This window comes from Tenacibaculum agarivorans (genome assembly GCF_001936575.1).
GTDB lineage: Bacteria > Bacteroidota > Bacteroidia > Flavobacteriales > Flavobacteriaceae > Polaribacter > Polaribacter agarivorans.
Genome location: NZ_MSMP01000012.1, coordinates 108,297 through 131,974 on the forward strand (window position 1 = coordinate 108,297; position 23,678 = coordinate 131,974).

17 protein-coding genes are annotated in these 23,678 nt (G+C 31.1%); 4 read left to right on the plus strand and 13 right to left on the minus strand.

What is annotated here, in order from left to right:
- Positions 1–3: 3 nt before the first annotated feature.
- The 6 genes from BVC87_RS11295 to BVC87_RS11320 all read right to left on the minus strand — a co-directional run bounded on the left by BVC87_RS11295 (position 4) and on the right by BVC87_RS11320 (position 3,661).
- Positions 4–492 (minus strand): hypothetical protein, encoded by a 489-nt coding sequence (locus BVC87_RS11295; protein ID WP_075342486.1) that lies wholly within the window; start codon positions 490–492, stop codon positions 4–6.
- A gap of 136 nt (positions 493–628) precedes the next feature.
- A complete protein-coding gene (locus BVC87_RS11300) occupies positions 629–1,051 on the minus strand; it encodes an ester cyclase (RefSeq protein WP_075342487.1) in 423 nt (140 codons plus the stop codon).
- A gap of 74 nt (positions 1,052–1,125) precedes the next feature.
- Entirely contained in the window at positions 1,126–1,689 is a 564-nt protein-coding gene (locus BVC87_RS11305; RefSeq protein WP_075342488.1) for a Crp/Fnr family transcriptional regulator, read from the minus strand.
- 168 nt (positions 1,690–1,857) lie between these two features.
- Complete coding sequence (locus tag BVC87_RS11310; RefSeq protein ID WP_075342489.1) at positions 1,858–2,421, minus strand: hypothetical protein; 564 nt, start codon at positions 2,419–2,421, stop codon at positions 1,858–1,860.
- Positions 2,422–2,433: 12 nt separating this feature from the next.
- Positions 2,434–2,859, minus strand: coding sequence for a hypothetical protein (locus BVC87_RS11315; RefSeq protein WP_075342490.1), 426 nt, complete (start codon positions 2,857–2,859; stop codon positions 2,434–2,436).
- A 73-nt stretch (positions 2,860–2,932) separates the two neighbouring features.
- The gene (locus BVC87_RS11320) at positions 2,933–3,661 is read right to left on the minus strand and encodes a hypothetical protein (RefSeq protein WP_075342491.1); all 729 of its coding nucleotides are present in this window, start codon (positions 3,659–3,661) and stop codon (positions 2,933–2,935) included.
- 344 nt (positions 3,662–4,005) lie between these two features.
- Here BVC87_RS11320 and BVC87_RS11325 point away from each other — a divergent pair, with 344 nt between their 5' ends.
- The gene (locus BVC87_RS11325) at positions 4,006–5,097 is read left to right on the plus strand and encodes a hypothetical protein (RefSeq protein WP_075342492.1); all 1,092 of its coding nucleotides are present in this window, start codon (positions 4,006–4,008) and stop codon (positions 5,095–5,097) included.
- Between the two features lie 65 nt (positions 5,098–5,162).
- Here BVC87_RS11325 and mobF read toward each other — a convergent pair whose 3' ends face one another.
- The 7 genes from mobF to BVC87_RS11360 form a co-directional block, all read right to left on the minus strand.
- Positions 5,163–7,895 (minus strand): MobF family relaxase, encoded by a 2,733-nt coding sequence (mobF, locus tag BVC87_RS11330; RefSeq protein WP_075342493.1) that lies wholly within the window; start codon positions 7,893–7,895, stop codon positions 5,163–5,165.
- A 27-nt stretch (positions 7,896–7,922) separates the two neighbouring features.
- Positions 7,923–9,446 carry a type IV secretory system conjugative DNA transfer family protein gene (locus tag BVC87_RS11335; protein ID WP_075342494.1) on the minus strand — a complete coding sequence of 508 codons (1,524 nt, stop codon included), beginning with the start codon at positions 9,444–9,446 and terminating at the stop codon, positions 7,923–7,925.
- 18 nt (positions 9,447–9,464) lie between these two features.
- Positions 9,465–9,746: a hypothetical protein gene (locus BVC87_RS11340; protein WP_075342495.1), complete on the minus strand. Its 282-nt coding sequence runs from the start codon at positions 9,744–9,746 to the stop codon at positions 9,465–9,467.
- Between the two features lie 10 nt (positions 9,747–9,756).
- Positions 9,757–10,029, minus strand: coding sequence for a helix-turn-helix domain-containing protein (locus BVC87_RS11345; RefSeq protein ID WP_075342496.1), 273 nt, complete (start codon positions 10,027–10,029; stop codon positions 9,757–9,759).
- A 192-nt stretch (positions 10,030–10,221) separates the two neighbouring features.
- Positions 10,222–10,863 (minus strand): hypothetical protein, encoded by a 642-nt coding sequence (locus tag BVC87_RS11350; RefSeq protein WP_143569767.1) that lies wholly within the window; start codon positions 10,861–10,863, stop codon positions 10,222–10,224.
- A gap of 231 nt (positions 10,864–11,094) precedes the next feature.
- Complete coding sequence (locus BVC87_RS11355) at positions 11,095–11,436, minus strand: hypothetical protein (RefSeq protein WP_075342498.1); 342 nt, start codon at positions 11,434–11,436, stop codon at positions 11,095–11,097.
- An 88-nt stretch (positions 11,437–11,524) separates the two neighbouring features.
- Positions 11,525–12,865: a tyrosine-type recombinase/integrase gene (locus tag BVC87_RS11360; RefSeq protein WP_075342499.1), complete on the minus strand. Its 1,341-nt coding sequence runs from the start codon at positions 12,863–12,865 to the stop codon at positions 11,525–11,527.
- A 1,073-nt stretch (positions 12,866–13,938) separates the two neighbouring features.
- Here BVC87_RS11360 and BVC87_RS11365 point away from each other — a divergent pair.
- The 3 genes from BVC87_RS11365 (at position 13,939) to BVC87_RS11375 (ending at position 23,665) form a co-directional block, all read left to right on the plus strand.
- Positions 13,939–14,457 carry a UpxY family transcription antiterminator gene (locus tag BVC87_RS11365; protein WP_075342500.1) on the plus strand — a complete coding sequence of 173 codons (519 nt, stop codon included), beginning with the start codon at positions 13,939–13,941 and terminating at the stop codon, positions 14,455–14,457.
- Positions 14,458–14,813: 356 nt separating this feature from the next.
- Positions 14,814–21,254: a non-ribosomal peptide synthetase gene (locus BVC87_RS11370; protein ID WP_159439350.1), complete on the plus strand. Its 6,441-nt coding sequence runs from the start codon at positions 14,814–14,816 to the stop codon at positions 21,252–21,254.
- Between the two features lie 26 nt (positions 21,255–21,280).
- Entirely contained in the window at positions 21,281–23,665 is a 2,385-nt protein-coding gene (locus BVC87_RS11375) for an ABC transporter permease (RefSeq protein WP_075342502.1), read from the plus strand.
- Positions 23,666–23,678: the final 13 nt, after the last annotated feature.

The following is a 23,678-nucleotide window of genomic DNA, read 5'->3' on the forward strand; positions in this document are numbered from 1 at the left end:
AATTTACGTGCTCTTTTTTATCATTGAGTTCAATAACTTTAGCCCTGCTTTGGCCATTGTGTTTTGCGGAAATTCTTTAAGTGTTTTTTCGTAGTATTCTTTCGATAAATTTCCATTACCTATCTGACCATAACAAAATGCTATGTTATTTAATGCCATTTCACGGTAAGACATTCTTCCAGAACTCAAGAGTGTCAAGAATCTATATTTATCAATCCAATTATTATTTTTGAAGAATTCATAGCTGTTTTTAAAATGAATAATTGTACTATTATAATCTTCTGATTTAACCTTTATCATTCCTTTTCTATGTTCTATCGTTATTAATCTTCTTAATAATTTTGATAGTATTAAGTAGGTTAATGCCGCAAAAAGAGTAAAATATGTTTTATTGAATTGGTACCAGGCCAGCATTATTAGCGATATTATAAATAGTTGAAATGCTAGTGATACCCATTTGATTTGTCGAACAATCGGGATTTTTGAGCTCATTTGTTTTTCTTTTTTTATGTCATAAGATGACCCTAAGCAAATATAATTATTATATGTGCTTTATTTTTGAAATAGTGGTACTATTGAATAGACTAGAGTTATTTGATCAGTTGGAAAAAGAGAATTATTCATCTTTTTATTCATGAATTTTGCAGCCATGAGAGGTATGTCTTAGTTGATTTTCTATTGCTTGTCCGTCAATGAGTGCCCAATGTTCTATAATTTTTCCGTCCTTAAATTTAAAATGTCTATAACCAGTTGTATAAAGTTCAATTCCTGTCGGTTGAATGTCTCGCCACACACCAATATGTTTTAAGTTCATTCTTACTTTTATGATACTGCTTTTACTTTCAGTGACTTGATGCTTAATAACTGTATTGTGTTCAAATGATAATCCTGTGTTAATAATCCACTTTTGAGTACCCTCTTTATTTTTAGGTAATGTTGAAGGTAAAGAATGATCCTTAAATTCAGTGTGCAAATAATGGTCAAGTTTATCGAACATTTTATTGTTCCATATTTGTTTGATAAAATCTTGAACTAAAATTGAATTGTTCATTTTGTAACTATTTTAATTAAGTTACAAAGTTGTGGATTATATCAAAAATATACCTGTGGCAAAAATCACAAAATTCATTTTATTGCTCGAATTCTACTTAAAGTTTCCCTACTGATCCCTAAATAAGAAGCAGTTTGAGTAAGTGAAATTCTTTGTAAAAAATCAGGCTGATTTGCAATTAGTTTGTCGTATCGTTGTTTAGGAGTTAATAATTTGAAATTGTCAGAATATTCTTCTTGTTTGATAGTGGTTAATTCTAAAATTTTTCTTCCAAAAGTTTCAATTTGATGTGATTTTTTGTATGCTTCAATAAGCTGAACTTTATTAATCTGAATTGCCCAAGTTTTTTCACAAGCCCTAATTGAGTATTTAGACTTTGTTGATGTGGTAAGGCTTTTAATATTGGTAGCAAAATCATTTTCAAAATAAAAAGCTGTGTTTATTTCTTTACCATCCAAGTCATAGAAGGATTTGCAAAGACCTGAAATGATAAAAAAAATTGAGTTGCAAATTTGACCTTGTTTTAATAAATACTCTTTTTTATCCAATTTTATCTCTGTCAAACAGTTAGATAAAACTGTCCAGCTTTGTTCTGAAAAAGGAGTTATACTTGCAATATATTTTTTTAAATTTTCCATTCTTACAGGTTCGTTATAAGTCGCAATTGAGAATAGACAAGAATAAGTTGACTACTGCTAAAAGTACAAAAAGTTTTGAAGCAGACAAGGAAATTAACAAATACAGTTTTTAAAATTGGTTAATCTGCGATTATTTTTAGTTATATTTTAATCAATGCGATGAACCATTTATAATTCCTTCTCCATATCTATTTCCTTGTTGTCTTGTTCTTTGATCTTGTTTTGTCCCTTATAATTATCGTGGTAATTATTTCTCTCAAAACGGTATTGTAATGTTCCTTTTATTTTTGAGAGGTTAAAGTCTCTACTAATCCCTATCACATCTTTTTCTGGTTGTGGATTTTTATTAATCTCAAAATCATGTTTTAGTAAACCAGCCAGTTTCGATTTTGCAAAAACTTTAGAAGCCGTATTTCCTTTTGCCTGATAAATGTCCTTTGCTTGGCTATGCGCTTTGTTGGTGACTTGTTGGTTTTTGTTTTGATAAATTTGGTCGGTTTCTTTAACATCTTCTTGTTTTAATCCAGAGCGTTCACCCATCGCATGATTAATCCTAGCCGTGATTCTGTCTTTTTCATTTTTATTGATTTCCTCTTTATGTTGTTGACGCAAGCGCTCAATATCAAAGGCATCTTTAGGGTCTTTAGATAGCTTCGCCATATTCTCCATACGTTTATCAGCATCGAAATGAGATAGGTTTTGTCCCTTTTCTGTATTGTTTTTTGAATTCATAAATAATCATTTTTATAATTCTTCCTTAGGCAGTGTTGTTGATATGCTCCTCCCTTCAACAGTAATGTTAGAAATAAAAACATCGTCATTATTTATATTAATCCCTGTGGTGCTTTCCTTGATGTATAATAGATTTTCAGTATTTAAATATTGCTCGATAATCGACAAACCTTTTCCGGAAATGGAAATCAGTAACCCCTGTGATCGAATATAGAGTTGACCGCCTGAATAAATCACAGCAGGAATAAAGGCGTAGGGGATCGAGTAATAATCACCATTTTTTAACACCACCCTAAAACGCCTTATAATAGATTGGTCACTTGCAACGGCGTACGTTTCATCACTCTTTAAAAAATCAGCCAGCCATTGCTCATGCCCATGACCAAAATGACCATGTGCAAAAGCATCTCCAATTGATGTTGGTTTTTTAAACTGCATGTAAATCTATTTTTTTGAGGTGGTTTTTAAAGGTTTGGAAAGCCCAGCCTAAAATTGTAGGCTGGGTGTGAATTTAAGCTTCAATTAAAGTTCTTTTATCTAAAGTAGCGGCGTAATTTAGAGCTCGAACAGCAATTTCATTCACTGCCATTAATACGAAATATGTTCCTGCTAATCTATCAAATGAAAAGAATAGCACACCTAATCCCGCTACTAAGAAAGGTTCAATACCTTCTACTAACCTTTCGTTTACTCTAACTCTCCATTTAGCCAGTAAAGCTTTAATACCTACATATAACCAAGATGTGCCTCTAGCATTTAAGTCATTATTCATATATCGTCTGCCTAGAAAATACATGGCAATAACTCTGTATAGAGAAGTTATAACAAGAATTGCATTATAGATTAGTAAAATTTTTGATTGTGAATTCGTAATCAACATCTGAAATATTTCACTACTATCTTTCCAAAGCATCGAGATAGGTATATAAAAAACACCTAGTCCCTTAAATATCCACCAAATATCTGTACTGTTTATCGAAGCTAAGAAAAAGCATGAAGTGGCACTAATAATAATACCTGTATGATTTACGCCAGGTGTTTTTGTACGAAATACTGCACAGTACGACCATCCAACCATGCCTCTTAAATACCTAAACCATTGTTGGTAAATTCTATCCCACACTCTATCTCTATCGTTAAATAACTCCTTCCAAACAGGTGATTTCCTTGCCGCTGACAATATTCTAAAATCACCAAATTTAGTCTCCTTACTTTCTATTTTTTCTCTGATTTCTATCATAACGTGTTTGTTTTTGTTTAATAATTAAATTGAAAAAAGGGGAAATACATTTTAAAGCCTGCCATGACTGATTAATCAGTCATGATATTTAGGGGCTTTTGCTTTTATCTAGAAAAAACAACATAGCTTTTTTTAGATGTCTGAATGATTTGCATTTTCCATCAGGAGAAATGACTAAGAAAAATACACCGTGATAGCGATACATTCTCCAATCGAATTTTTCATATACTAGCTTCATAATTTATTTTTTGTTAATTCTTTACACAAAAATCGTCTGATTCATCCTGTAAAAATTTGCATATTGTTTGCGTTTTTATATTTTTTGAAAAATTATTACAAACACAATGAGTTCTAAGAATTGGAAATTATTTTGGGTAGAAATTGCGAATACAATAGAAGAAGAGTATGGAAAAGGTCACCCTAATACTTGGGGACAAGTTGAAATTGAAAATTTTTTGGAGGATTTTGGAGGAAAACTTAATAATAAGATGAAGCAAAAGCCAAGTGTAGCTATAAAGTGCGGAGTAAATAAAGAAGTTTTAGGGAAAATTAAACAATGGACTCCTATTGTTGATACCTCTTTTAGAAGAATTTTTTACTACAAACAGAGTATAGGTCATAAATCAACTAGACATGCATTTGCTATTTATTTAGGATATAATTCTGCTGAAGATTTTATCTCAAAAAAAGGATTGTGGAATATGGATACCTTGAATGTAAATAGAGAAATCCCACTTATGTCTTCTGAAAATAATTACACTTGGGATAAAAATACAGTTGAAATTTCTAAAAAATTTTTAAGTCTATGTATGGAATATGGTTTTGATGCAGCTTTAGCATCAGAAGCCAAAAGAGTTGTTAATACAGATGTAGAAATAAAAGAAGCAACTCTAAATGTAGAAATAGAAGGAACATCTTTAAGCGTAATAAAAACTTATAAAGGTTTTAACTCTTCCGATAATGAAAAAGAGAGTTTTAATTTTGATTCTTTAGGTGATTTGCCTGTTGATTGGAATGATATGAATATCTATGCAAAGGATTTAATAAAAGAAATAGATTATGAAGTATCATCAAAGGATAGGGAGTTGAGTAATTCTAAAAATTATACAATTAAATTTCCCGAAAAACTAAAACCAAAAGAAGACTTTCATATTGAAGTTGGTTATTTTTTAAAAAACATAGCTAAGATCAGTGGTAAAGATTATCTAGTAGGAGTTTTATCTTTTGATCAACCAGTTCATTCCTATATCTGTAATATATCATTCAATGATTTTCCTTCAAAAACACTTAAAGTAATAAATGTAGGAGAAGATAAAGAGTTCAATATCAAACCCAATATAGATAATAATCTTTATAGATACACTTTTTCTTTAAACCAAAATCAAGTTAAAAATTTAAATCAACTAAGGCTTTTAATTCTCTATGACAGGATTTAAGACTAGGCGTAGCATATGTCTATATAGGAAAGATAATGAATAGGCATGAGTTCAAAGTAAAAATTTTATTTTTCCAGCCTTTTCCCTAAATCTCGCTCACGGTTTTGTATTTTTTGCTTCTGTTTTTCGTTAAGTGATTGATGGTATTCACGTTGTTGTCGTTGTAAGAGTTGTTTGTTATGATCGTGAGTTTTTGCAATTTCTTTGGCGGTGATGCGTTCATGACTACGATGAATTGCTTTTTTCAGTTCTTGTTTATCAGATGTATAAATGTGTGCTTTTTGTGTTCCACGAGATACGCTTACATAAAATTGTTGTTTAGATGCGGCGGCAAAAGATAAATCAGACATTGAAATATAGACATGCTGTGCATCTTTTCCTTGGGATGATTGAGAGGTTTCAGAATAGGCATGTTTGAAATGCCTGTTATCTTTGGAAAGGGTTTTCTTATTACTCAATTTTAAATCCCCTGTACGTGTAAATCCCTCTACTTTATATATCGTACCGTTATTCATTTTGGTGTTTTCCTGTGACTTTGAATTTTGTGTTAATCGTATAGAGTCTCCCTTGGCAAGCTTGGTTTTGGTTTTGTCAAACACCTGATACGCCTCTGGAGTCTGATGTGGTAGAGGAAGAATTTGACCTGTCCCCGTATTTTTAATTTCAATAGGTTTGTGAGGCTTTGGAGGCATGACCTCATAATGTTGTCCTGCTTTATAACCACCTTTTTGATTATTGATAAAACGTACAACCTGCCCATCACGATATAGTTTGGTGTCCTTTTTTTGGCTTTCGGTAAACGACAAATTTTTAAGGGTTGTAAATTCCCGCTCTTTACCCTGAATGATTTTTTCTTGTTTTAATTTTTGACGTACAGCGTTATTGATTAAATCCCCTTCATGATGTGTTGGGGAAATAATAAGCGCTGATTTTTTATTTTTAATCGATTGTATATAGTCATTGGCAATGGCATCAATGCGTTTTTCATGATCTGGAATTTCTTTAATAGCATCCATTTTTTCAAGGGCTTGATACCCTTCAATCACTTGTCCATGGGCTAGTTTTTCTACGGCTTTTTTATACTCATCATTTTGCTGGCGAACAATTTTTGAGACCTGCGCCGTATGCAACTGTGCTTTATCTTGTAAAATACGTAATGAATCCCCAAACTCTATGGAATTGTGTTGTTTTGTATCGCCTGAAAGAATGACTTTTGCATTATAATCTGCACTTAATGATAGGAGTTCCGACATGGTTTTAACACCGACCATGCCTGCTTCATCAATAAGCAATACATTGTTTTTTAAACGTTCATGTTTTTTTGAATTGATCAGAAATCCTGCGATGGTATCAGCTTCAAAGCCTTTTTGGGTAAGTTGTTTTGCGGCTTGGGAAGAAGGAGCTAGTGCGATAAGGGTTTGTCCTTTTTCTTGTACCGCTGTATTGACCTCGGTTAATAATGAGGTTTTTCCAACACCAGCCGCACCCTTTAAAATCTGAACCCCATCATAAGATTGTAAGATTTTTTGAATGGCGCCACGTTGTTGGTTATTTAGAAAATCTTGTTTGATTTTATAGTTTTGATGTATTGCATTTGTGTGTCCTTTTCTATGAACTGCCAAACGTATCATGCGATCTTCTGCACGTACCATTTCATGTGTGGTCATATAGGTCACACTATCGATTTCAGCCTTTAAAATATTGTCTCTGTTGTTTAATTCTTTCGTGACATGATCGGGTAAAAAATGCCCGTAGCCCAATGTGAGCGCGTGTGCCAATACCCGCTTTTCTTGATACGCACTTTGTCGTTCTTCAAAATGAGAGATAGCCAGGTCAATAGCCTCTTTGGCTGTTATTGGCTTTTCTTGTTGTTGTGGTCTTGTTTTTAGGGATTGTATTGTCTCTAATTCTCCGTCTGATAAACGGTTTTTCCAATGGTGTAATAGTTTGTCTCCGCCAATGGCTTTATCCTTAGAATTTCGTGTGGTTGCCCCCAATTTAGATTTGGTCTTGGCATCGGTAATGCCTTTGTCTTTGGCTATTTGTTCAATTGTTGCACTTCTGTTTGAAAATTTTTCTATTGTTTTGCGCGTAATACCGGCAACCTCATATCGGGTATTATTACGTGATACAGTCAAACCCATATCGTTCAATGATTTGGATAAATGGGCATGATAAATTGCCTCATAAAAAGGGGCGAGACGGTGCAAATTTCCAATTTCTATGGCTTGATAGCGTTGTAAATCTTCATTCCATGTCACATTGGGAATATAACAATGGGTGTGTAATTGCGGATCAGATACAAATTCCACCTTGCCGTTTTGTTTAATCTCATTCGGGCGCGATGTGAAATGATCGAAAGCGGCATAAATGATATTGCCTGTATTTTTATAAATGCGTTTGTCTTTGGTATTGGCTTGGGTTTGCATGTCGGCTTCTACTGCTTCCATGGCTTTTTTATAGGCGTGCTGATGTGCTTCTAAAATTTGTAGATCTTCTGTTAGGGCATATAAAATAGAAACTGATTTTACGGCAGAAAATGTTAAATCAAATCCTGCACGTCTGTTATTCGCATGACGAACGGTAAGTTTTTCTTTGGTGATTGGATGAATATTGGATACCAGATTAGAGAAGTTTTCTTTTGTAACATCCTCACCTTCTAAATCCAATAATGCCGCTGTTTTTCCAGACCAAACCGATCCGATATTATCATCGAGGTAATAGCCTTCCGTGGAAAGTCCATTGGTAAAATAATCTGTCGCCGCACCTGAATCATGCGAACGTGTAATGGTGAGCATAGTAAAGCCTCTTAAATTGTATAAGGATTATTTTTGTTTAAATGACACAACGGCGAAATTTTCTTCGTTTTCACCCCATGTTTTACCCGCCTTAAACACAACGGATTCGACAATATTATCATTTACGGCACGTCCTGTTTTTAAGGTCGTAAATTGGTCGATTTCTATTTTGGGTCTGCGTTCCAACTTTTGACTTTTACCTGTAAGTTCTGCTTTACCATCATAATTCAATGTATTGTCATTGACCCAAGTTGTACCAATCATGCTGCTAGCCCAACTGTTCGTATCAAAATCTGAATTACTGGCGAAATATTTTAAGTTGATATTACTCAATAAGGCTTTGGCTCTAGCCTCTGGTTGATGCTCGCCCATGACTTGATAAATACCATTAATATTTTGTGTGATATACACTGTTGCCACCCATGAACTTCTCGCTGTTGCCTGAAACTGTGAGTCAATATTGGGGTTACAAAAACTTTGATATTCATCAATCCAAAGTGATACAGGTTTGGGGTCATTTTCTTTTTCTACGTCTCGCCGTTCCATGGCTGATTGAAACGTTAATTTATAAATCGTATTGGCAATCATACCTGCCAATCCGTATTCTTTAGTCGAAAAATCTATGATGACTATTTTCTTATTCTTGATGATATTTTCAGGTAATAATTCATCGCTTAAGCCTTTGGAAAATTGATTTTGTAATATCCCGTCCACTAAAAATGGTTCAATAATCGCCAGTACAGATTCAATAATAATAGAGCGCGTTTTTTCAGAAAGGTTGGCAAATTCATGTTTCCAATATTGCACGGTCATCAACAAATTTTGTGTTTGTGGTAAGGCTTCAGCTTTTTCAAGTAGCTTCACAAAATAATTACCAGCTATCATGATTTGTAAATTCTCTTTGGCGTTTTCCCTTTCTTGCTCTGGGATTTTATCTTTCGTGGTTATGTTTTCTTTAATAAGATTATAAAGTTTAAAATCTGGACTTTCGCTGGTGAAACTTTCTGCAATCAGTTTTCTGATATTGTAAATATTAATGTTCTCTTGGGTGAATTTTAAAAGCGATACTGTTCTGCTTATTAAACGCTTAAGGCTATTATCCCAGAATTTTTCATCACCACGAGCGCTACCCGATTGCAAAATGCGAATTTGCTCATTCAAATTAACAAGCATATTAGACACATTCACAACATCACCCGCACCTTCGCCACCACGTTTCATTTCGTAATCTAGGACATTGAATTGAAGATTACTTTTTTTATCAAAGACCACCACATCGTGATAACGTCTGGCTTCTCTGGCATAGTCAACCCATCGATCTTTTTCGTCTTTTTTGGCGCACAACACACAAAACCCGAAGCCAGCATTTAACATGGAAAGTGCAATATAACGTCCAGCTCCTGATGATTTCCCTGAACCTGTTGCCCCCATGATTAACGTGCCTTCAACGGCATCCGCCCATGTAATGTCGGTATCTGTATTTGGAACGGTATATAAAACTTGATCTAATGGATTTTGAAGTGTGTCTTCGGGGAACGAAAATATACTCATTTATGTATGATTTATCGGTTAATCTCTATCCATCTCTTTATTACTGGTTTTATCGAGCGTTTTAAACTGATCTTTGTATTGTGCTCTTACCTGATCCAAAGAAAGCGCTTTAGTTTTTATCTTTGTCAGCTCTTTTTCTTTTTGATCTATTCCTGCGTAAAAACCACTCTGATAATCTTTTTCAGATTCAGGGAATTTTGTTAATCGAAGACTTTTAGCTAGATTAGGTTTGTGTTCTCGAAGGATGTAGCCTTTGTTAAAACCCTTAATATAATCTCCTGTTGGTTCTTTTGTGTCCATTTCTTATAATTTAAAAAGTGTCTTGCGCATGTTTTTCTAAATATTCTTCAATGGATTCACGATCATAAAGAATGATTTTCTTTTGCGGTTGGCTATAACGGATTTTTCCCTCGTTTCTTAAATTGGCAAGCGTGGTTTTTGAAGAAATGCGAAGCATGTGCATGGCTTCACCTCCAGAAATCCACTTATCTAATTTATGATCGGGGTTTTGTTCTTGTATACGCTCTACAACTTCATCGATAAGAGCGTAAAATGCTTTATCTTCTAGGCAGATGACTTCCATGAACTAAAGATAATATTTAATTTAGTAATAGTAGGTGCTTGATAATTAAAAAGAGATGTCTTTTATGTGATTATGAAATCTTAAAAGTGTATGGTATTAGAAAAAGGGAGATGGTTTGAAATAGTTGTTTATTAATCGTAGGAGTAATATTACAAACAAAGATTAATATAAATAAAAAACTATATTTAAATTCTAAAAACCATCACGAGTAACACATATATTAACAATTGTTGATCCATAAATAATAAGATGATTTTGATTTTTTAAATTAATGTACCCATCTTTTTTTGAATCATAATCATCTATTGATATTCTTTTTGCATTCATAAGTACTATTTTATCAATGAAGCCTCTTTTATCAATATAATGTTTATAAAATACCCCCTCATAAATGTAAAGCTTCCCTGAAACATCACATAAAATGCTCAAGTATAAACTTAATTTATTATTTTTAATTTTGTCTTCGTAGCCTTTTATCAAGAGTTTGCTTTTTTCTATATCTTCAGGTGTTAATTTTCCTCCATTTATATCATCTAGGTATTCTTTAATCTTATTATTACTATTTTCGTTTTCCTTTTTGATTTGTCTCAATATATCGGTATGTAAAATTCTATCCCAATATCCTGTATGATCTAAAAAACTATAATTTTCGTGGAATTTAAATTGTGTTTTGTATAATAAGTAGTTAAAGAAAAGTCCCAAGAAAAAAGAAATAATAGAGAGTGAAAAATTGTATAAAATAAACCTACCTATATCCCCTTTGTAATTTTCTAAATCTAAAATTTTTACATTATTAATTAAAATGTCTTTACCTGTTAAAATTCCATAAAACAAATTTATATTAAAATAAAAAGAGTCATTAAAACAATTATACACTATAGCCCATATGAAAAAATGTAAGAGTAGGGAAATAATTATATAAAAAGCAAATTCAGTGTAAATTTTAGAACCAGTAAATGTAATTAGACCATCTCTTTTCAAGTAACCCAACCTGAAAGAAATACCTGGAAGCAATACGAAAAGTAAAAATAAGGAGGTGAAAAATAATTGCAACTGATGAAGGAGTTAAATTGTTGGCAACGATTCGGAGATTCTTTTTTCTTTAGATTCATCTAGTTCGCTTTCAAGTTTTTCTATAAGCGTAGGCTCTCTCATCATCCCTTTTTCTATTAAAATTTTTTCCATTTGTTTAGTTACATTTTTATCAATTACTTCACCATTTTCTACAACACGTTCTAAAAATTTCAACTTAGGGAAACTCTTTTTACTTTCATCAATTTTAACAATTATATTCATATTTTCTTCTTTTTTCATTTTCTTAGGAAAATTACGAACGACATCAGTAAAATCGTGATATAATTTACGACGTAGTATTTCGATTATAACATCACTTGTTAGACTTCTCATATAAAAACTCTTTTAATTAGGGTATACCCATTAAATATAGCTATATTTTAAAGATATAGCAACGTTTTCGTAATAATTTATGTTTTTATTAAGAATTTAAAACTGTTTCCAATGCATCATCGGCATCTTTATGAATGAAATTGGCTTGATAACCAATGGTGGTTTTGAGGTTACTATGCCTGTACAGCTTTTGTAACATTCTTGGGTCTATTTTATCGCCCGCTATATTTCCAAAACTATGTCTTGCAATATGATTGGATAGGTTTTTTTCAATACCACATAGTTCTGCAATACGTTTAAGATATTTATTAAATAGGTTGGTGGCATTTCTCATTTTGACAAATAAATCCTCTCGACTGTTCGGATCAGCTTTTTTTAAGAAAGGAAAAATGTAATCTGTAGTAGAGGTTTTAGAACTTTTATATTGTTTTAAAATGTCCAGAGCTTGTTCAGGCACTTTTAAGCTAACGGGCTTTTCATTTTTATTCATTTGATAATATAAACGACCATCAATGATAGAGTGCCATTTAAGTTCCACCACATCTGATATACGTACACCCGCAAAATAGTATGAGAATAAAAATACATTTTTTGTATGCCAAATAGAGGTGTTTTTTTCTAATTTGAGCTTTTCAATTTTGCTGATTTCAGTTTTATTTAATCCTATCTTATTGCCAGATTTAATTCGTATTTTTTCTTTCTCTCCTGCAAAAGGATAATTTTTACCATCCGTAACTTTTTCTTTGATCGCCAAATTATATAGGGTACGGACAAAGATAAGTTGATTGGTAATCGTACGTGGTTTTTGATCTAAATACGATGAGCAAAAACTTTTGAATCGTTCAATAAAACCAAAATCAATATCATCAAAATAAACTTTCTTAAGCTTTGAAAAATATTTGATTTCCTCTGGAATATTGCGCCCTTGTTTTCTTGCTTTTGAAATACGGTCTTTTCTTCGTTGCTGAATTTCTTGTTTTTTAGTTTCAATCGAACCACTTTTTTTAAGGTTCAAAAACTCTTCAATATTATAAAGTATTGATAGTTCTGAATTGGCAACAGAATATGTGCCTGCATGATATTTGTTGTTAACACGTTCTGCGCCTAATTGAAAAAAAGATGTGTTTTTTGAGGTACGTTTGACTTTTTTCTTGATGTCTTGACTAGATATATTTCTGTTGTTTTCTTCTAGTTCCAGAGCGATATCATTAGCCTCTTTTAGCTTTGCTAAGAGGTAATTGTTAAGTCTTTTAGAATTAGGGTGTGATTTTTTCACCCTGCGCTCATTACTGTCCCAAAACTTAATATCTATAGATTGATCTGTGTGAATGTATTTGGGCTTACGGTCTTTAATAATACGAATAGCAAGTGGGTAGGTCCCGTCTTTTTTTTGTTTTTCTTTCCTAAGTACAACTTTTACTGATGCCATGATTACTGGTTTTTATCAGTATAAAGATAAGGATATTATTAGTTTTTTGGGTTAAACAATGGTTAAACATTTTGCTGTTTTATATGGTTTTTAATGATTTTATATGACCTTTGTAAAAATTGAATCCCTTTATTTTAAGGGGTTTTGCAGTTTTTGAATTATTAAATGTAAGGCTCATAACCCGAAGGTCGCTGGTTCGAGTCCAGCTCCCGCTACTAGAAAAAAGCTTCAGAATATTCTGAAGCTTTTTTTATGCTTAAACTTAAAACCATTTTATGATTCAATGTGATTTTGTAAAAATCCTTTGTCAAATTTTATAGCTACAAAAAGTAGTAAGAATTTTTACGAATCATTCTCAAAGTATGATTGTCCAAAATTATGTTAGTCTGAATAATAAGAACGATATAACTTTCCTCTGTAAATTATATTTTAAAAGAAGAAGCTTATAGGTATTAAAAGGAAACAAGTATAATATGATTTAAAATCTATATTGAATACTACTTCTAGAGATGTCGAATACAGAAAATATAACAGGTTAAAACACTTAATAAGTATTTATAGAGTAGTAGAAAATCAAACTAGAATAGTTTAAATTTCATATGTAAATAATAAAAAGGTCTTTATATTTAAGTTAGATCCTTTTCATTGAAAGGTTTAGCTTTTTGACGAATCAATAAAGAAATGACAAAAATGTTAAATTTTCAATAAAGACTGCTTGGGTGTTTGTTGATATTATATGAATTCTTATATTTGATGTGAAATGGAAAGTAAGATGCCTCCGAAACTCAATGTAAGATTGCTATTTTCCAATGTTTTTTTAATAAACAAAGCTTTTCTGTGACGGGAACCTATTAAGCTTATGTCTTAGTTTGACTTTTGTATATAATTTCTGTGTGACAGGAAGTAGCGAAGCTTTTATTTTAATTTGATCTTTTATAGATAATCTCTGTGTGACAGGGAGTAGCGAAGCTTTTGTCTGATTTGATCTTCAGTATAATGAAAATTATACATCTAAGAGACCTGTTCTCTTAAACATAATTAACCAAAAATTAAAATCAAATACTTAGAATTCAATGAAATTCGTAAAGGGGTGGCATGTTCTTTATGTAAGATCGTGTTATGAAAGAAAAGTTAAAGATTTATTAGAAGAAATTTCTATTGAATCTTTTTTACCACAAGTTAAAACAATTAAACAGTGGAGTGATAGGAAGAAAGTAATTTTAAAACCATTATTTCCATCTTATGTCTTCGTAAACATTAATTCTTTTTTAGAGTTCCATAAGGCATTATCTGTTTATGGTGCGTGCGCGTATATTCGATTTGGGGAAGAGTATGCGCGGGTGACTGAGAAAGAAATTAATGATATAAAATTAATTGTTGGTGACAATGATATTTCAGATATAGAAACTAATGTGAAACTTCCTAAAGTAGGTGAAGTTAAAAAGATTACCCACGGACCTCTTAACGGTTTGAATTGTGAAATCATTAAAGTGAATAATCACAATAAAATTATGGTAAGAATTGATTCTTTACGACAGAATATTGTTGCTACTATTCCTTCTTATGTTCTATCTGAACCCTCACTAGTATAAATAATCGTAAAATTTCTTTTTTAAATTTTGGTTTGATTAGAATCAACGCTTAGTTCACTAAAGTGTTGGAGATAATCTAAAATTTGCTTTTAATAAACTTTTATTAATATGTAATTCTAATTGTATATCTAATAATTGATAAGGCTAGTTATAACTATTTTTTAGGTTTTATAAGTAAATAAAGGTGTGTTTATAATATGCTCTTATAAAATTATAACACGATTTAAAAGTTTAAAATAGTAGATTATTATTTCATAAAATTCAAAGAAGAATATCAAAAGAACTCAAAAAAGATAATACCCTTATTACCCATATAATGAAGAGAAAGAAATTATAAAATGGGAAAAAAATGTAACATGTATCAGACACTTATTCATATAATTAAAGAAAGAAGACAACTTGAAAATAAAGGGATATTCTTTATCGATAAAGGAGATGATGAAGAATTTATTTCATATAAAGAGTTGTACAAGAACGCTTTGTTTGTGTTGGGAGGGCTTAGAAGGCAAGGGGTGTTGCCAGGAAATGAGTTAGTATTTCAGATAAAAGATAATAAAACATTCCTTATAACCTTTTGGGCATGTATACTGGGTGGAATCATTCCAGTGCCAATAACGGTAGCATTAAAAGAAGAGCATAAAAAGAAACTTTTTACAATTTGGGGTTATTTAAAAACTCCATATGTTATTAGCTCGCAAGAAAGTTTAGCTAAGATTGAAACATATGCGGAATCCAATAATTTACATCAACAGTTTTTAGTAATAAAAGAGAGAACAATAGATGTGTCTATTGTTCATGAAAAAAATGAAAAAGGAGAAGTGTATAATGCTGAACCTAATGATATTGCTTTTATTCAATTTTCCTCAGGCTCTACTGGAAACCCAAAAGGAATAACACTTACACATAAAAATTTGATTACCAATATTGCAGCAATTGCTGCAGCAGCTAACTATACTGAGGAAGATAGTATGTTGAGTTGGATGCCATTAACACACGATATGGGAATGATTGGGTTTCATTTAAATCCGATTTTTAAAGGAATGAATCAATATTTAATTCCAACAAATGTATTCGTTCGTAGACCTAAAATATGGCTGGAGCAAGCAGATAAACATCGTGTTACAATTTTATGTTCTCCAAATTTCGGATATAAGTATACGATTAAAAATTGCCTAGACGTTGGTAATTATAATTGGGATTTATCATGTGTTCGTTTACTATATAATGGAGCAGAACCTATTTCGGAAGCATTGGCAAATGAGTTTATGGATAAGACAGCTATTTATGGGTTACATAGATTTGTAATGCGTCCAGTATACGGTTTAGCAGAAGCAAGTTTAGCTGTTACTATTTCAGATTTATTAACTCCTATCATTTCACATTCACTTTCAAGGGATCATTTAAAAGTAGGAGATAAAATTGTTGTAACATCAGCTGCGGAGAAAAATATAATCTCTTTTGTGAATGTTGGAAAAGTTATTAATGATTGTGAAATAGAGATTACTAATGATGACGGGGATTCTTTGGAAGAAATGCATGTTGGGCATATTCATATAAAAGGAGATAATGTTACCTCGGGTTATTATAATAATGAAACTGCTACTCAAAACATAACATTTGGAGAATGGTTAAGAACGGGAGATATTGGTTTTGTAAAAGAAGGATGTTTATATGTAATAGGAAGAAGTAAAGATATTATTTTCCTAAACGGGCAGAATTATTATCCTCATGATATAGAGTTGGTTGCTCAGGAATTGGAAGCTATTGAGTTGAATAAGATAGTGATAGGAGGAAAGTTTAACTCTAAATTGCAAAGAGAAGAAACATTTGCATTTGTTTTCCATAGAGGAGCTATTGAGAAATTTATACCGATAAAACAATCTTTAGCAACACATATTAACCATCATTTCGGTTTTGAAATTGATCATATCATTCCAGTTAAGGATATTCCAAGAACAACTAGTGGGAAAGTTCAACGTTACAGAATGATTCAATATTATGAAGAAGGTTACTTCCAAAAAGCTATAGAGCAATTAGAACAATTGTCAGAAACTCTACCTAAAGTACAAAACTACTTTTCACCACAGAATAAAATAGAAGAGAATTTATATTTAATTTGGAGTAATGTATTAAATAAAAAGTCATTTGGTGTTACGGAAAAATTCTTTGATTTAGGAGGAAACTCATTAAAAGCAGCACAAGTTTTATCTAAAATTCATCGTCAATTTTCAGTGGAATTAGATTTTGATATATTGTATGATAAACAAACAATAAGAGAATTAGCAGAGTTACTTTCAAAACAAAAGAAAACAACATATCGTAATATAGAAAACATTTCTCATAAAGAAGCTTATACTGTTACTCCTACTCAAGAGCAGTTGTATTACATATGGGAGATGGATCCAAGTTCAATAGCTTATAATATTCCTATAGCATTCCAATTAACGGAACAATTAGATGTAAATCAATTAGAAAAGAGTATCCAGGCAATAATTGCACGACATGAAATTTTAAGAACAGTATTTATTCATGAAAATGAAACTGTTTCTCAAAGAATTCTCCCAGAACTTAATATTTCAGTAACAAATAAATTTGTAGGGGAGAGTTCAATAGAGAAACTTTTGCAGGAAGAGGTACGTTCATTTAACCTTAATACTGGACCTTTATTAAGAATAGCTCTTTTGCATGTAACAGATACAGAATACTTTTTGTTTGTAGATATGCATCATAGCATTGCAGATGGAGTTAGTATAAGTCTTTTTCTAAAGGAAGTATTCACATATTACCAAGGAGGAATATTACCAAACCTTACGGTACAATATAAAGATTATGTAAATTGGAATTCTGAAAATAAGAAAACAGAAAGGTTATTAAGTCAAAAAAGATATTGGACAGATTTATTTAGTAAAGAAGTTCCGTTATTAAGCTTACCAACAGATTTCAATCGTCCATCGATTTTAAGTTATGAAGGAGCTAAGCTGGCTTTCAAATTGCCAGCTGAACTATCTAAAAAACTGAGAAAAAAAGCAGAGAAATCTAATAGTACTCTTTTCACATTAATGTTAGGAGCCTATGCTGTTTTATTAGCAAAGTTGACAAATGAAGAAGAAACTGTAATTGGTGTTCCAGTAGCTAATAGAAATCACGATCAAACTCAGGAAATGTTAGGAATGTTTGTTAATAACTTGGCAACGCGTCATAGAGTGAATAGTGATCAAACACTTAATGAGTTTTTACAGCAAACATTTCATACAATAAAAGAGGCAGTCCAGCATCAAGAATATAGTTTTCGAGATTTAGTAGATATTGTGGAAGAGAAGCGAAACTTTAGTAGAAATTCACTTTTCGATACTATGTTTTTATATCAAAACATGGAATTAGAGGTGAGTGATAAGTTTAAAGTAGAACGTTTTTTCTTTGATCCAAAGTTCGCTAAGTATGATATTTCTGTAGAAGTATTTGACCAAGAAGAAACAATAGCGTATTATATAGAATATGCAACAGTTTTATTTAAAGAATCATCTATTAAAAGAATTGGAAAACTTTATCAACAGATTCTTAGAAAAATTATAGACGAACCTCAGAAGAAAATAGCTGAATTATCGCTTTTAAATTCAAGTGAGTTTAAAGAACTAATAGTAGATTTTAATGCTACTGAATCAGTATATCCTAAAGACAAGACATTGCATCAACTCATTCGAGAGCAAGTTGTTAAAACACCACACACAATAGCAGTAGAATCTGAGAAAGGAGAACAATTAACCTATGCAGATCTTGATAAGAAGTCTGAACAGCTGGCCTATATACTCCGTGAGAAAGGAGTAAGTGTAGAGAAGCCCGTTGCAGTAATAATGGACAGAAGCCCAGAATTGATTATATCGATACTTGCAATTTTAAAATCAAATGGTTGTTACCTTCCAATAGAGAAAGAATATCCTCAAGAACGTATAGAGTATATAATTAAAGATAGTCAAAGCAAGCATGTTTTAATCAACACGAAAGAGGAGAAAGAAAGTGTCTTTAATTTGGGATATGAAATAGAGGTGTTAGATGTAACTCGTAAAGAGTATTATGGAGAGGAAGTAGATGTAATTAAAGAGAATAGTACTCCAAATACATTAGCTTATATCATTTATACTTCAGGAACTACTGGAAATCCTAAAGGAGTTATGGTAGAACATAAAGCTATTGTAAATTATGTATGCTGGGGGAGTAAAACATATTTGAATGGAAGGGAAATGGATTTTCCATTATATACATCTATTGCATTTGATCTTACTTTAACGTCTATTTTCGTACCACTAATTAGTGGGAATACTATTTATACTTATGCTAATACATTTGCACTTGAAGATGTAGTAGCGTCTAATAAAGTTCAAATTATTAAAGCAACACCTTCTCATTTAAAACTAATGAAAAGTTTATTGAAAGATGATGAGAGTAGTATTGAAAGAATTATTGTAGGAGGTGAGGATTTTACTCAAGAGTTAGCAGTTGAGTTATATAATTTATTCAAGGTAAATAATGTTAAAATCTATAATGAATATGGGCCTACTGAGGCAACTATTGGTTGTATGATTTATGAATATAATCCCAATGATGAAAGAACAAGAGTTCCTGTAGGTATACCTGTAGCAAATTCACAAGTATATATACTCGATCGAGATAAGAATCCATTACCAAAAGGAAGTATAGGAGAACTATATGTTTCAGGAGATTGTTTGGCTAGAGGTTATTTATACCGACCAGAACTTACAGAAAAGAAATATATAGAAAACCCTTTTAATAAAGGGCAAAGAATGTATTCTACAGGTGATTTAGCAAAAAGATTAGATAACGGAAATATTGAATATGCAGGGAGAATCGATCAACAAATAAAGATTAATGGACATCGTATTGAGTTAGAAGAGATTGAAAAAGTATTAGTACAATATCAAGAAGTTGATAAAGCCTTAGTCACGGTTATAGAAAATAGTGATCAGGTTTATCTAGTAGCATATGTATGTATAGATGAAAATACAAATACATTGCTTGATACTTTAACGGTAGAATTGAAAACATTTCTGAGACAAAAACTCCCGAATTATATGTTACCTAGACATATAATGACAATCAATACAATTCCACTTACTAAAAATGGAAAAGTTGATTATGAACAATTACCTAAACCAAAAAATACGCAAAAATTAGAAGAGAATACATTGCCAAAAACTGAGTTGGAGGGTATAATGTTATCTGCTTGGGAAAATATTTTTTCACAGAAAAATATAAGTATTAATGATAACTTCATAGAGTTAGGAGGTGATTCCATTAAGGCGGTTCAAATTACTTCATTATTACGAAAGGCTAATGTAGTACTTAAAGTAAAAGATATTTTAAATTACCAAACTATTACTGATATACTAACTAACGTTGCTATAACTAGAGTTAAAAATGAATATGAACAAGGTATAGTATCTGGATATTTAAATTTATCTCCAATTCAAGAGTGGTTCTTTGAAAAAAAGTTGATAAATCCTAATTTTTACAATCAGTCGGTATTGCTAGAGTTCTATCAACCTATAGATAAACAAAGAGTAGAAAAAACTTTAGAACTTTTAGTTTCACATCACGATGGTTTGCGATTGAATTTAGATAGAGAACAATTAAAAATGTATTTTAATAATGATTTTTTAAATGAAAAAATTACTATTGAAACTTACACAGTTGAGACATTTGCAAATAATAGACCACTCGAAAAAATATTTGAAGAAATAAAAGCTTCATTTGAAATAGAGAAGACGTTACTTATCAAAGGAGCTATTATTAAATCGAAAGAAAAAGAAACTCTATTTTTAACAGCACATCATTTGGTTGTTGATGGTATTTCTTGGCGAATTTTACTAGAGGATTTCAAAAAAGTGTACGAAGCAGAAATAAATAAAAAAGAGATTGAATTATCTAAAAAAACAGCATCACTCATGACTTATACGAATGAGTTTACTGCTTTAGTTGATCAATATACAAATGAAGAAGAAGTATTCTGGAGTAAACAAATATTAAATAATACTTCTATTTTCCAAAAGCATATTTCTAATATAGAAATTACTCCAGAAGTAAAAACTATACAATCAGTATTAGATTCCGAATACACTATGTTTTTACTGAAAGATGCACACTCAATATACAATACAACAGTAGAAATATTATTAGTAACTGCATTGGTAAAAACATTATATGATTGGACAGGAAAAGAACAAATAGTTTTAGAAATGGAACACCATGGTAGAAATATAAATGATCTGGATGTTTCTAGAACTCTAGGTTGGTTTACTTCACTGTATCCATTGTTATTTCAAATAGAGAATGAGATAATTGCTGATCAAATTAAAAGTGTTAAGGATACTATTAAGTCAATAAGTGACGGAGGAATTTCATATGGAGTACTTAAGAAATTCAAAAAATATAAATTTAATCCAGAAGTACGGTTTAATTATTTAGGACAATTTGGAAAAGAAGTAAATAATGAATTGTTTTCAATGACACCTTTTAACCTAGGTTTGGAATCAGATTCTCGTAATAATTTTGGTCTTAAATTAGAAGTTAATGCAATGGTATTTGAGGATGAATTAACAATTACTATGAACTATGATAATAGTATGTTTTCTTATGATGATATGAAAGTGCTTAGCCAAAACGTAATAAATAATTTACATAAAATTTTAACCCATATAAAAGAAGAGAATACAGTACATTTTACACCTTCGGATTTTAAAATGGCGGGGATAGATAGTACTGATTTAGATGTACTTTTTTAATTAATTAACTACATACAACCTATATAATGATTTACACAGCCTTTATTTATGCCTTAAGAAATTTAAAGAGGAATAAACTCTCCTCTTTAATCAATATTTTTGGATTTTCAATAGGTATCGCAGCTTTCTTATTGATTGTATCCTATATAAAATTTGAAAAAGAAAGCGATAATTTTTATACTGATGGCGATAACATTTATAGAATTGGAATCAATTTTATTAATAATGAAAACGTTGTAAAAAACTCTATGGTTCAGTTTCCTGTTGCTCAAGCCTTGAAAAATGAATTTCCAGAAATTAAGGAGTATGCAAGGATGTGGGGAAATTATAATATAGTAGTAAAGTTTGGAGATAAAGAATTCCATGAAAGTAAGATTTATAATGTAGATGAAAGTTTTCCTAATATGTTCTGTGAAATGACTATTGGAAATGCTGAGACATGTTTGGTTGGAGGGAATAATGCAATTATATCTGAAGAAATTGCCGTAAAATATTTTGGGAATGAAAACCCAATAGGAAAAGAAATACAAGTGAAGGAACATGGTGTGCATAAAGTAACAGGTGTTTTTAAAAATCGTGGGAATAAATCTCATTTTGACTTTGAAATATTATTGCCATTACGTAAAATAGGGACTTCGTTTACAGATGATTGGGGCTCACACGGTTTTTACACTTATATTAAACTAAAAGATGGAACTAATCAAGAAGCTTTTACTAATAAAGTAAATGAAATGATCAATGTGAGGTATGCAGATGATTTATATACAAAAACTAGGATTCGAGAGAAGATGTTTTTAACTCCGATCAATGAAATTCGTTTGTACACAGATTTATTATTAGATTTCAAAAGAAACGGTCATGGATATTATATTCCGTTTTTTGTACTTACGGCAATTATAATTATTCTATTTGCCATGTTTAATTATTTTAATTTTGCATCTTCACAAGCTGTAGAAAAATCAAGGACGGTTGGAATTAATCGTGTTTTAGGTGCAGGAAAACAAACAATAATTAGAATGTTTCTTGTAGAGTCTTTTGTATTTATTTTTATTAGTACATTGATCGGAGCGATACTTGCATTATTACTTTTTCCAACATTCTCAGCATTCTATGGACTTACTTTTGAATATAGTTTAGTAACTTCTTCTTGGTTTTGGGGATATTTAGCTGCTATTATTGTAATAACTACAATTGTATCTGGAATATATCCAGCAATTTTAAGTTTCTCTTTTAAGATAAGTGAAGTTTTACGTGGAAGATCAAAAGTTAGTCATAGTGGAATTCGAGTAATTAAATTATTGACAATACTGCAATACACAATTTCGTGTTTATTGATTATTTTTTCTTTAGTTTCTTATAATCAAATAGAATTCATGAAAGACCATGATCTTGGTTTTGATAAAGAAGATGTTCTTGTAGCAAGAGAGCCAGTAATTTTAAAGGAAAATATTACACATAGGCATACGTATGGAATATTAAAAAATGCTATAGATCGTATACCAGAAGTAACAGATTTAAGTTTTGCTGATTATGTTCCTGGAGGGATATATGAAAAATTTGATATGATAAAAATGGAGGGAAGTGACGAGGTTTATGAAACGTATATGAATAGTATTAGCTTCAATTTTATAGATTTCTTTAAAATAAAACTTTTATCAGGGAGACATTTTGACAAAACACGTTTAGCTGACTATCAAGAGGCGGTTATTATTAATAAAAAATTAGCAGTAAAGCTAGGATTTACTCCAGAGGAAGCTATTGATAAGCAAATTTTGTTTGGAGGCAAAAAGAAAATTATTGGTGTAGTTGATGATTTTCATCAAGAATCTTTGAAAAAAGAAACAGCCCCTTATTTGTTTTATCAAAGTAGTTGGCCAGGTTACTATTGTTTCAAAGTGAATAAAAATAATTTGCCAGCAACCATTGATAGAATAGAAGAGGAGTGGAATACTTTATTTCCAGGAAACCCATTCAATTACTTTTTCTTAGATAAGTATTTTGATGCTAATTATGTAAAAGATAATAAGGCGTGGCAAATATTAAGATTTTACTCTGCTTTGGCGATTATTATTGCTGTTTTAGGATTGTTAGGTGCAATTGTACATCAAGTAAAGCAACGCAGAAAAGACATTGCTATGTATAAAGTATTAGGTGCTGACAGGTGGTCAATCTTATGGATTTTCTTAAAAGGTACGCTTTATCTAGTAGGAATCTCTTTCCTTATCGGGTTGCCTATCCAAATATTTGTATTAAGGGAATGGTTGGCAGAATTTCCATATAGGATAAGCCTTAATATCTTGCACTTTTTGATACCTCTTACAATTCTTATAATCATTACCTTTTTAACGATAAGTTCTCAGGTATTTAAAGTAATTTCTTCCAATTTAGTTTCGTCTTTACGAAGTGAATAAACTTAATTAAGTA